Here is a 12,418-nt window from a genome sequence, read left to right as displayed (position 1 = left end):
TATGGCGACAGAGAACATTTTATCCGAGTCAATGTGAAATCAACTCAATACTTAATAGACATGAGTAAAGAAGCAAGGGCACGCTTTCATTATATTTCAACAATAAGTATTTCTGGACATACCCCTCATGATAATGAGAAAATCTTGTTTTATGAAAGGGACTTTGACAGGGGACAACAGCTAGATAATGTGTACGTAGAAAGTAAATTTTTAGCAGAAAAATTAGTAAGGAAAGCTATAAAAGAAGGTGTATCAGCCACAGTGTATCGCGTAGGAAACCTAGTAGGGCATACACTTGACGGGAGATTTCAAGAAAATATAGAGGAAAATGCTTTTTATCGTTTAATAAAAGCTATCTTATTACTAAAAATGGCGCCAGACATTCGTACGTGTATCGATTTAGTACCAATTGATTTTGGGAGTAAAGCAATTGTACAACTTGTATGTACAAAGGAAACGGAAGGAGAAACTTTCCATATTATTAATCCTGTTCAATTGGAATGGAAACAGTTTATTGATTATGTGATACAGATGGGTCATCCTATAAAAATTGTAAATACTGAACAGTTTATGAATCTTTTTAAAGACAATACATTGTCTGAAAAACAAAAGTATGCTTTAGAATTAATAGTGCCTTTACTAGAGGAAACAGCTAAAAATTCCTTATCAATCCCAACATGTAAAGATACTCAACGCTTTTTACAAGAAGTTGGTGTATTATGTGAATTACCTAATGCCAAGTTTGTATCTAATTTGGTGGATTATGGATATCGCATTGGTTTTTTCTCCATAAGCACAGAGTATACTAAGATTTAAGAGATAGTTAAAATTAGTTGTATACAAGAGAAAATTAGGCAGCTAATTGGATGGCATTAGTTAGGTAATTTACGAGGGTACTGAAAAACTTTATCTAATTCACTTTAGCGAGGTATAGGACGATTCAATCGACCATACCTCGCCTTTTACATTTATAATCGAGATACTTCCATATATGACTATTTAGGATATTGTCGTGCATAACGATAATATCCTTCAACAAATTAATGATCCTCAAATTTGAATGTTTAAGTTCTTATTGTTAAAGATCATTTTTTTCATATATATGATTTTGACCTGGCCGACGTTAAAAATGTGACATATTTTCTGGACGCAACACATAACCAAGTACGTTATCACTAAAAGTCACTGCAATAACTTTCACAAGAAAAGGAAATCTATCTGCAAAGCAGTGTGTAATTTGTTAAACTATGAAAGAAAAAATTTCCAAAGAAAATTACTTCTAACGAAGTAAAAGATTAATTAACTTACTGTGAAAATCAGATGGACATTACCTACAAAAGCTAACTAAAAAAGTAAAGAACAAGGATTGGAAGTTGAAAAGCATCGCTGACAAGTCTTATTTAGGGGAAGGGGAGAGCAAAACGAAAAAAGATTTGACTTTTATAAAGAGGCGTGTTTATTTGTATGTCCAGCAAGACACTTTAGCAAATAGGAGGTGTGTGTAAATGTGAAATTTGTATGGTTATAGTAGTAAGATATAAACTTTAAATTATGTATAAATATTGTTTAAGTGGCTATTTAAAAGTATTATATTCAATTTTATATTCCTTATTATACTTAAAATACGTTATAAAGGTATATTCTATCTGTACTTGCAAAAAAATATGAATATAAATACTATTCTAATTATAAATAAATTTTTCTTTGGAAGGGGAAAGTGATATGCGAAGTAAAAAGTTAAGAAATGCGCTAATAATTGGAATGGTATTTATAACTTTAGGAGGTACAACGACTATAAAACCTAGCCAAACTTATGCAGAATCAAATAGTATTCAAGAGAAAACTATTGGTATTACAAACGTTAATCAAGTACTCGAGAAGATAGGGAATTATTATTATCAAAGAAATTTATCCTTGACTTGGTATGAGGCACCAAATTCTATAGGAGTTAAACATAACTTTCAGTTACGAAAAAATCCTGATTCAATTTCCTCTGAAATAGATTTATCAATTTCTGGAGAAGAAATTGAAAGCTTGTATTACGATTCAACAATCCCAAAATTTTTAGGAGAAAACGTATTTGAGAATAATACAGATCAAGAACAAAGCTATAATACTTCTAAATTTAGTGAAACATACACCGAATCAACATCAACTAGTGTTTCAAAAGGATTTAAGATTAATGTTGGTCGCGATTTCTTAATACCATTAATATTGAACGAAGGGGGTAAAATTAACTTAGAATATAATTCGGGTAGTACAAACACCAATACTTTAAGTAAAACTTACACTTTAGAAGTGCCATCACAGCCTGTTAAAGTGCCACCGAATAAAATTTATAAATCAGTAGTAGAATATAGCCAAAGGACTTACAAAGGGACAGTGAAATTTTATGGGAGGAACCTTCACAATCCACACCCTATAAATACAATTAAAACAACAGGTTCTTATACTGGATGGATGGGAATGCAAGAAATTAAGCAATTTACATTTAATGATCCTCTATACAAACACTATGATGGACTATCCGATAGTCAAAAAAAAGAGGTTGAAAATGACGGAGTAGTGATTATTCCTTTTTTGGGTGCAACTTATGTTGTTGTAGAGGGTAAAGGCTCTTTTGAAGGAGTATATGGAGCTAAATTAAATGTGAAAACATATGATATAACAGATAAAAATAATATTAAGTTAGTAGATTCAAGAAGTATTGATTTATAAAATTACAGCTGATTTTCAACAAATAAGGGGAATTCGATGCTTGAACTGACCCCTTCGGGTTAAACAAAACAAAAAAGCATCTTCAATTGAATTTAGGATAATGTATCCTAATATCAATTGGAGGTGCTTATTTTTATGGAAACGAGAGTGAGTTATCCGCAAAAAGTAAAATTAAAAGTTGTTGAAATGAAGTTACAAGGTATTCGTACAAAGGTGATATTAGAAGAATTAAATATTCTTAATGACACTCAAATAGAAACATGGACACGTTGGTATAAGAAGGTGAATTGCATCGTTTCAATCAACCTGTGGGAAAGCAATATACTTTTGGGAAAGGTCCAGATGTTCTTTCAGCTATCGAACAGTTGGAGATAGAAAATAAATTCTTAAAGCAACAAATCGTCGAGGTTTTAAAAAAGTATGCCGAATTGGAGAGGAAGTGGTTGGACAAGTAACGGTTCAAGAACTATGTGCAATATTGAATGTCCCTAAATCTACGTATTATTGAAGGCATCAAGAATCCAAACGGATTAAAGGGGGGTACCAACAAGCAATCAAAGCAAAGGGCATTATCATGAGCATGTCCCTTAAAGAAATGCCCGCTGATAATGCCCCAATTGAATCTTTTCATGCGACACTCAAAGCAAAAACGATTTATCTCGAACTACAACTGCCATTGTAGATCAAACCGTAAGAGGTTATATAAATTATTATAACATTACTCGAATTCAATTGAAATTAAACAACCTGTCTCCAATTAATTATCGGAAACGGGTTGGGTGATGTTTTTTAAGACTGTCTCACTTATGGGGTTCAGTAACGCTGTTCGATTTCCCTTGTTGCTTTTTTAACAAAGTTTTTTATATTATCTTTAGCTTGCTGAATTTAAGGATGCATGGTCATTAATATTAAGACCAGTTCCTTATCAACCTTTGGTTTTCCTCGTACAGAAAATCGAGTGAGAAATTGATTAACTTTCAAAATTCTCAATTCTCTTCTAAAGAATGAAAGCTATTTGGGTATGAAATAACAATTGATAAAGGATGTCCAAACACAGAACTCGGGCCACCATATTTATAGTTTTTATAATGAATTTTTACAAAAAATAGGAATAATTTTTTTTCTAAAAATATATTAAATTTGGAAAAGGAGGTAAGGGAAATCAGATGAATACCAATCATGATCGTTTTGAAGAACGTCATACTTCACAGGAAGAATTATTGCATCAAAGTGTTGGTAAAGAAGCCCATAAAATCTCGTTTTGTTGCGTCATTTCTATTCCAAATGGATTTGAAGTGATTCCGAATTATCAACCTAAAATAATGTATCATTTGGGTTGTATAGCCACGGTAGAAGAAAAATGTCGCAAAACAGTTCAAGTAGATGACTGTGGTAATGCAGAAGTGGATTTACACGTTTTAAAAGCAAAAGGATGTATCCCATTTATTGCTAATATAGTTGTAAAACCAATTTGTGAACAAAAAGGATGTTCGACAAAATCACATATTAAAGAAATTGCTATTAGTTGTCAAAGTAGTGTGTGTGTAGATTTAATATTGAACTGTAGTGTGGACAGTTTGCCACATATACAACTGAACTGTCATAATGTAGTCGTTTGTGACATACAGATGACACCTATTAAGGAAGCTTGTCAATATGTGGAGATTAAAGGTAACTTTCAGTTTCTTTCTGGATAACAATATCCAAACAAATATCCGCCTTTTTAGAACTTAATCCAACAAATAGACCAAGTGAACTGTCCCCCGCCAAGTGAATAGAGGAAATAACAAAAAATGTATAATCGGCTTGAGCTCTAAATTCTAAGTGGGCACTGAAAAAATTGCTTTCTATATAAATAAATTATTCTTAGAGAAAGGTAGGTCGCTTGCTGTTCAATTTCGAACAGCAAAAATATTGGAAGTTATTTGGTAAATATGGAAAAGTGTGCACGAAAATCATTTTTTCTATGCGGTTTTTAAATGATTGGGCAGTAAAGGATGTGATAAACAACTTTTTTATCTATGAAATATTAATATTCTCACTTTAATATTATGTATTAATTTTTGTTAAACCATAGGAGGAAAAAAATTTGTCGGATGATATTAATACTTATAAAAAAATCAAATTCAAATCCACCTGACGATTTACGCTACAGTTAGAACAAGAAAAATGAACTGTTTTGTTTAGTAGTAGCGCATTTTATCGATGATAGCTATTCCTTTTTCTCGCGCTTGAGAAAAAATGCGGTAACATGTTCATGGCACACTAATAAAAAAACATTATTTTGCTTACATTTCACTTGTTATTGAGAAACCATGAAGCCCGAGTAATCTTGGTAAAGATTGTTTTGGAATTTCTTTTCCTTAGAGAGTAACTTACAAAAATAATAGAAAATATAGATAAAATGAATATTAAGTTTTACAAGGTTACGTCTTTCTCTATTACAATAACATAGCAGGTATTATAATGTTAACGGGGGTATTTTATGGAAGAAATTGATTTATTTTTTGGTGGACCAAGACCATCTAGAATATTTAATGGTCCTGACTTTTATGGAAGAACAGCACTAGATCGAGGCGGTGTTAATTTCAACTCAAATCTAACTGCTCACAATCCTCGTTGGATGTCTTCGCTAGATAATTCAATTCGAATTAGTGAATTATCTATACCAGGAACCCATGGATCTATGGCACTACATAGTCCATTAAACCTTATAAGTGACTATGTTATAAATCAAACTGCAAATCTCACAACACAACTAAATGCAGGTATTCGTTATATAGACATCCGTTGTAGACATTATCATAATTTATTTGCTATACATCATGGGGCTGCTTTTCAACATGCCTGGTTTGACACTGGTGTTTTAGATCCAATTAGAACTTTTTTACGAAATAATCCAGGTGAAACTATCTTGATGAGGGTACAGCAAGAATATAATCCCACAGGAAATACAAGAAGTTTTGAAGCGACTTTTGCAGCTTATCATAACAGGTATCAAGATATATTTTGGAATCCCACTGGGAGTACTAATCCAACATTAGGAGAAACAAGAGGGAAAATCATTCTTTTACAACAATTTCAACCACCAATGTTTGGTATTAGATATGCAGATTTGAGTATACAAGATATGTGGAATGTTACCAGTACACCTGCTATGTATCAAAAATGGATATATATTCGAAATCATTTTAATAACGCTATGAATAATAGAAATCGTATACACATAAATCATTTAAGTGGGAATGGTGGACTACGGAACCCTCCTCCATGGAAGATAGCTAGTGGTTATTGGTTTAGAAACAACGGTAGTGAACTAGAGGAAGTTATACCATTTAATCAATCTTCTCAATTCAGTGATTGGCCTCGAGATCATAATAGATTAATTTATCGGGGCGGGACAAATCTCTTAACCACAAGAAGAATTGTGAGCGGAAGTATTACTCATACTGGCATTATTGCAGCAGATTTTCCTGGAAGTGGTTTAATCCAAAATACAATTAATTTAAATACTCGACCAAAGGATATTTTGTTTGGTACTTATAAAATTGTCACCCTTCTAAATAACAAAAGTCTTATAGATTTATCTAGTAATACAGGAGACCGCAATGTGCATTTATGGGAAGATGTAAACCAAAGAAATGCACATTGGGATTTTAGTTATGACTCCCAAAGAGGAGCATATGTGATACGGAATTCACAATTTCATAATTTAGTTCTATCGGCTGATTCTCCTAGAACTAATAATGTGTTTGGTTATCCTTTTTCAAATTTTGATAGCCAGCATTGGATTTTGGAAACACACCAGAGAGGATATGTATTTAGAAATTTCAGAAACAGGGATTTAGTTTTGCATATAAGTGGTGGTAACACAGGAAACAGAACAAATGTTGTTGTTTATCCTTTTTTTAATTCTAATCAGCAAATATTTAGATTAGAAAGACCATAGTATATTTTCATTTTTCATAAATTAAATTATTCGAAAGACAGGAGGATGTACTATGTGCAAACGTCAATTTTTAAATTTCAATGAAGGTGATAGTATCTATGTATATTCTGGAGCGAAATTAGAAGGGAAAGGTAAATACGTTTGTGTTGTAGAAGATAAAAATATGTCCTTTCTATGCTGGAGAAAACATAATGGGAATGAAGTCTATACTAATTTAAATGGAATTAGTATAGAAACAACGATGAATGACAACACAGCGTACTTAGAAAATCAAGGAGAGACATGTATACGAGGATATGTAGAGAATCATACAAATAAAATGTATGATCATGTAGATAGCGATACGTATACACAAGAATACATTGACTACTATCCGAACGAAGATGGCACGTACAATCCATATGCTAATGACTCATATAATGAAGGCTACGAAAAAAATTATAATCAAAATTATGATAATATATGCAATGGAAATACTAGTAGTGCATATAATCAAAGTTAAATTGATATTTATTATTCTCAATACAATACCTTTATAACCAAAACCTAGAATATACTTACTATCAAATGTATAATAATTCCCCTCAATATGACTACAAAAATATTTTTCCGATTTATGTAAAAATATAGAAACCAGACTGTGGTGCTTTTCTATGTGTATAATAGTGAATTATCCATATGAAATAAACATGAACGCCATTGGAATGCTGCACCCTGTCAAGTAGACAATGGAAATAATAAAAAATGTATTAAACGGCTTGAGCTCTGAATTCTAAGAGGCCACTGAAAAACTTCATCTGGTTCCACTTAGCGAGGTATTCGACGATTGAATCGTCGAATACCTCGCCTTTTTTGTATCTTTTGAAAACCCCTTGCTATGCGAGGGGTTCTAAAGAGCTTCTAGCTATGGACAAGAAAAAAAACCAGCCGTGCAATGAATTCAGGTCTGGTCAACCGACTTCGTACGAAAGGGGATCCAAATGGATAATAAAAGTTTAGCACATACAACATGGAATTGTAAGTATCACATCGTCTTTGCGCCAAAATATAGAAGGCAGATTATTTATGGACAAATTAAAGTAGATGTAGGTAGAATTCTTCGCCAGTTATGTGAAAGAAAAGGAGTAGAAATTATTGAAGCAACAGCATGTCCTGATCATATTCATATGTTGGTAAGTATCCCACCCAAATTAAGTGTTTCATCGTTTGTGGGTTATTTGAAAGGGAAAAGTAGTTTAATGATATTCGATTGACATGCGAACCTAAAATACAAATATGGAAACAGGAAGTTTTGGTGTCGCGGATATTATGTAGATACAGTAGGAAGAAACAGAAAAATCATTCAGGAATATATAAAAAATCAATTACAAGAGGATATTCTTGAGGATCAAATGACCATGAAAGAATTCATTGATCCATTTACAGGAGAAGAAATAAAAGCAAAAAAGCAAAAATGATAAAACCACTTTAGTGGTAGCGTGAAAACGGAGTGCGGTTGGCGGACCTTTCAGTGTGTCTTTAGACATGGGCCAGTACCCCAGCGTTTCACACGTAGAGCAAACCACCAGTTAGACTTGTGGTTCTGATTAATTTATAATTGAGTGACTAAATGCAGGTGGTGTTCCCAATAATTTCAAACCAAGAGACTTTCAACTTAAGTCCATATATGGCCATTTACGATATTGTCGTGCCAAAAGATAATATACTTCGTCAAATTAACGAACTAGTGGATTTCTCATTCATTTTAGAAGAATTGAAAACAAAATATTGTTTAGACAATGGAAGAATGCGATTCCTCCGATTCGAATGTTTAAGTACTTATTGTTAAAAGCCATTTTTAATGTATCTGATGTAGACCTTGTCGAACGTTCAAAATATGACATGTCTTTCAAGTATTTTTTAGGTATGGCGCCAGAAGATGATGTGATTGATTCAAGTTCACTCACAAAATTCCGAAGACTTCGTCTTCAAAATGTAAGTTTATTAGATATGCTCAAAAACAGTTGAAATCGCACTCGAAAAGAACATTATCAAAAGTAAAACAAACATTGTGGACGCAACACATACCAAAGCACGTTATAATCAAAAATCACAGAAAGAATTTTTACAAGAAAAATCAAAATTTACCCGCAAAGAGTGTATCAAGTTGATAAATCCATGAAAGAAAAATTTCCAAAGAAGAATACTTCTAACGAAGTAAAAGATGAATTAACTTACTGTGAAAGATTGATTGCCATTATTGAAAATAAACCTCAAATCGCGCATCTACCAGCTGTAAAGGAAAAATTGAACGTGTTAAAAGAAGCTGTAGAAGATACGCAAGAACATCTAAATTATTCAACAGACACCGATGCACGAGTAGGACAGAAAACAGCAGACAGTTCTTTCTTTGGTTATAAAACACATGTAGCAATTAGTGATGAACGTATAATTACAGCAGCAGTCGTTACAACAGGTGAAAAATCAGATGGACATTATCTACAAGATCTGATTGAAAAAAGTAAAGTAACAGGAATAGAAGTTAAAACAGTCATCGCTAACACGGCTTATTCAGGGAAAAACAATTTACTTTATACAAAAGAACAAAACATTCAACTGATTTCTAAGTTAAATCCAATGATTACTCAAAATGGGCGAGGAAACGGAAAAGGATTTGACTTTAATAAAGATGCAGGTTTATTTGTATGTCCAGCAGGACATTTAGCAAATAGAAAAAGTAAAAAACAAGATTCGCATCCAGGAGCAAGTGCAAGAATGGTTTATTTTTTTGACATTGAAAAATGTAAGGTCTGTCCACTCCGAGAAGGATGTTTTAAAGAAGGTGCAAAAACTAAAACCTATTCTGTTGCCATTAAATCAGAGGAACATTTAGACCAACAAGCGTTTCAAGAAACAGAAGAATTTAAACGCTTAGCTCGAGAACGTTATAAAATCGAAGCAAAAAATAGTGAGTTAAAAAATAAACACGGGTACGATCAAGCATCGGCTGCGGGTTCATTTGGCATGCAAATTCAGGGAGCAACGACGATATTCGCTGTCAATCTAAAAAGAATCTTGAAGCTTCTGAATGGAAAAGGGTATAAATAGGTAATAAATTAGGGCGTTTCCTGTTCAAAATTGAACAAGAAGCGCCCTATCTTTCTCTATAACGAATTTATTTATAAAAAACGCAAGTTTTTCAGTGCCCTTTTAGAATTCAGGACTCAAGCCGCTTAATACATTTTTTATTATTTCCACTGTCTACTTGATGGGGTACAGTTCACCCAGAGCAAGTGCAAGAATGGTTTATTTTTTTGACATTGAAAAATGTAAGGTCTGTCCACTCCGAGAAGGATGTTTTAGGGTGCAAAAACTAAGACCTATTCTGTTGCCATTAAATCAGAAGAACATTTAGACCAATAAGCTTTTCAAGAAACAGAAGAATTTAAACGCTTAGCTCGAGAACGTTATAAAATCGAAGCAAAAAATAGTGAGTTAAAAAATAAACACGGGTACGATCAAGCATCGGCTGCGGGTTTATTTGGCATGCAAATTCAGGGAGCAACGACGATATTCGCTGTCAATCTAAAAAGAATCTTAAAGCTTCTGAATGGAAAAGGGTAATTAATAGGTGAAAAAATTAGGGCGTTTCCTGTCAAATTGAACAAGAAGCGCCCTAATTTTTTCCAAAACGAATTTATTTATAATAAACGCAAGTTTTTCAATGGCCTCGAATTCTAAAGGACTCAAGCCGTATAATTTTTCTTGGTAGCGATCTGAATTATAAAACGAAATGTATCCTACAATTGCTTTTTTAAGTACTTCATATGTATCATATTTATTTAAATAGTATTTTTCGCATTTGAGCGTATTCCAAAAAGCAATTTTCATCAAACGATAAATACGCTTTTTATTTACCATCGTTAAATCTACTTTTTGTCAATGGCGATTGATTGTAAGTGTGATGCGTCGATATCCAAAATCCCATCTACTTGTGCATAAAGGACTGAATTGATTCTAGAAGCTGTTCATTCTCGATTTCTCGTGCTGATGGTTGACGGTTCAACTAATAAGCAGCACGTGTAACACCGGCAATTTCACATAATAAAATGATTGGCAATGCTTCCTTCGCTGCTCGTTCTTGAATGACAATATAACGGTTATGTATACGACTTTTACTTAACGTCGCCTCCTTTCGATTTCCTCTAACTTTTTTAAGAAGAGATTTTCTGCACGTAATTGTTCATTTTCGCGTTCCATACGTTGGATTTCTAAATGAAACTTTTCTTCAGTGTTTAACTCTTCTTCTAATTTTGAACGGCCACGGAGATCTTGTAAACCTAATTCCCCGGATTTTTCGAATTTTTTTACCCATTGATATACTTGTTGGTAAGATATCGCATATTGTTCAGCTGTTACTTGATAATTCTTTTCATTGGCAATACAAGCTTGTACTATTTCAATGCGCTCCTATACTGTTGTTTTTCTACCTTTAGTCATAGTTTGGCTCATTCCTTTACTCTAATCTCTTAATTCACTATGACTAGTATACTTTTTAATCCAATTTCGCAAAACGGATGTGCCAGAAAGTCTATATTTTCTAACAGTTTCTCTTAATGAATAACTTCCTGAAATATAGTCTTGAACAGCGGATAGCTTTATTTCTTTCGGATATGTATTATGATTTTCACTTCTATTAAGACTTTACTCTCCAAAAAAACAAGTAATTATTTTGCCAATCTTTGATTGTTCTAGAATCAACTTTATACAACTCGGCCACCTCATTAAGAGTGAAATGGCTATTTTCATAGAAATTTAGAATTTCTAATTTTTCTTCTTTTGAAAAGCTGTATTTTCTCATAAAAAACCTCCCTAAACAAACAGATTTTATTTTTTAATCTGTTTACTTAATGGGGAGCGTATCACTTACAGAAATGGTTCAGTTATTTTAAATAAGTAACGAACGAAAGCTATTTGGGTATGAAATAACAATTGATAAAGGATGTCCAAACGAATAACTCGGGCCACTATATTTATAGGTTTTATAATGAAGTTTTACAAAAGTAGGAATAATTTTTTTCTAAAAATATATTAAATTTGGAAAAGGAGGTAAGGTAAATAGATGAATACCAGTTATGATCGTTTTACGAGTACCATTTATCGTCAACGCAAAATTGATGTGGAACCAGTTCTTGGATTCTTGAAGGCTAATTTGCGTTTCACTCGATATTCTGTACGAGGAAAGTTGAGGGTAGGAAACGAAATGGGGCTCGCATAACTGGCCGTGAATTTAAGAAAGTTCACAGCCTGTAGGTATGGAGACAACATAAAAATAGAGAAGTCCTAATTTGATTCATTCAAATTAGGACTTCCCATTTATTGAAGCTAGTTATGTCCTAGCCTCTTTCTTACGATTAGTCAACCTTATTTAAAGAATAATTTATATTTTTATGAGTGTTAGTGGTGAGGGATATCCCTCACCACTAACACTCATTTTTAGAAACACCAAAAAGACCTGACGATTTTTATTTTTTTCCAAAGGTCATTATGATATAGTTCTATGTAGGTATTACGATTTCTGAGCTAGTAGTGCGGACTCATAATCGTAAAGAATGCCACGCGTCAGTAACTGAAATGTCACTTTTAGAAACTTATTGATGCAGGCGATGATCGCAACCTTATGAGGCTTCCTCAGTTTAATTTGTAGTAATAGTCCACAAAATGATTCGGTTTTCCTTTAGCCATAAGCATGGCGCACACCATAAAATATAA

6 protein-coding genes and 6 pseudogenes are annotated in these 12,418 nt (G+C 32.9%); 10 read left to right on the top strand and 2 right to left on the bottom strand.

Features of this window, described 5'->3' with window-relative positions; translation table 11 throughout:
- From ACP3VS_RS23580 to ACP3VS_RS23540, 9 genes and pseudogenes are all read left to right on the top strand, one after another.
- Positions 1-816: SDR family oxidoreductase (locus tag ACP3VS_RS23580; RefSeq protein WP_426390181.1), on the top strand; the 816-nt coding region annotated here is incomplete at its 5' end.
- 906 nt (positions 817-1,722) lie between these two features.
- A complete protein-coding gene (locus ACP3VS_RS23575; protein ID WP_426390180.1) occupies positions 1,723-2,718 on the top strand; it encodes an ETX/MTX2 family pore-forming toxin in 996 nt (331 codons plus the stop codon).
- Between the two features lie 135 nt (positions 2,719-2,853).
- A pseudogene (locus tag ACP3VS_RS23570) lies at positions 2,854-3,501 on the top strand (IS3 family transposase).
- Between the two features lie 383 nt (positions 3,502-3,884).
- Entirely contained in the window at positions 3,885-4,415 is a 531-nt protein-coding gene (locus ACP3VS_RS23565) for an ABC transporter permease (RefSeq protein WP_207889925.1), read from the top strand.
- Positions 4,416-5,203: 788 nt separating this feature from the next.
- Positions 5,204-6,667: a phosphatidylinositol-specific phospholipase C domain-containing protein gene (locus tag ACP3VS_RS23560; protein ID WP_207889926.1), complete on the top strand. Its 1,464-nt coding sequence runs from the start codon at positions 5,204-5,206 to the stop codon at positions 6,665-6,667.
- A 52-nt stretch (positions 6,668-6,719) separates the two neighbouring features.
- Positions 6,720-7,169: a hypothetical protein gene (locus ACP3VS_RS23555; RefSeq protein ID WP_207889927.1), complete on the top strand. Its 450-nt coding sequence runs from the start codon at positions 6,720-6,722 to the stop codon at positions 7,167-7,169.
- A 478-nt stretch (positions 7,170-7,647) separates the two neighbouring features.
- A pseudogene (gene tnpA, locus ACP3VS_RS23550) lies at positions 7,648-8,124 on the top strand (IS200/IS605 family transposase).
- Between the two features lie 170 nt (positions 8,125-8,294).
- Positions 8,295-9,754: pseudogene (locus tag ACP3VS_RS23545) on the top strand (IS1182 family transposase).
- A gap of 193 nt (positions 9,755-9,947) precedes the next feature.
- A pseudogene (locus ACP3VS_RS23540) lies at positions 9,948-10,270 on the top strand (transposase); the annotation flags it as partial.
- Between the two features lie 102 nt (positions 10,271-10,372).
- Here ACP3VS_RS23540 and ACP3VS_RS23535 read toward each other — a convergent pair.
- Positions 10,373-11,507: pseudogene (locus ACP3VS_RS23535) on the bottom strand (helix-turn-helix domain-containing protein); the annotation flags it as partial.
- 261 nt (positions 11,508-11,768) lie between these two features.
- Between ACP3VS_RS23535 and ACP3VS_RS23530 the strand changes: the two are divergent.
- Positions 11,769-11,924 (top strand): hypothetical protein, encoded by a 156-nt coding sequence (locus ACP3VS_RS23530; RefSeq protein WP_207890114.1) that lies wholly within the window; start codon positions 11,769-11,771, stop codon positions 11,922-11,924.
- Positions 11,925-12,215: 291 nt separating this feature from the next.
- Here ACP3VS_RS23530 and ACP3VS_RS23525 read toward each other — a convergent pair.
- Positions 12,216-12,418 (bottom strand): annotated as a pseudogene (locus ACP3VS_RS23525) (IS110 family transposase); the annotation flags it as partial.

This window comes from Lysinibacillus sp. VIII_CA, from assembly GCF_049943995.1.
In the GTDB taxonomy this organism is placed as follows: domain Bacteria; phylum Bacillota; class Bacilli; order Bacillales_A; family Planococcaceae; genus Lysinibacillus; species Lysinibacillus pinottii.
This window is presented reverse-complemented; position numbering and strand designations above follow the sequence as displayed.

Excerpts from the sequence above, each read along its gene's own strand:
- ACP3VS_RS23565 (WP_207889925.1), top strand. The coding sequence starts at position 3,885 with ATGAATACCAATCATGATCGTTTTGAAGAACGTCATACTTCACAGGAA.
- ACP3VS_RS23560 (WP_207889926.1), top strand. The coding sequence starts at position 5,204 with ATGGAAGAAATTGATTTATTTTTTGGTGGACCAAGACCATCTAGAATA.
- ACP3VS_RS23530 (WP_207890114.1), top strand. The coding sequence starts at position 11,769 with ATGAATACCAGTTATGATCGTTTTACGAGTACCATTTATCGTCAACGC.
- ACP3VS_RS23575 (WP_426390180.1), top strand. The coding sequence starts at position 1,723 with ATGCGAAGTAAAAAGTTAAGAAATGCGCTAATAATTGGAATGGTATTT.
- ACP3VS_RS23555 (WP_207889927.1), top strand. The coding sequence starts at position 6,720 with ATGTGCAAACGTCAATTTTTAAATTTCAATGAAGGTGATAGTATCTAT.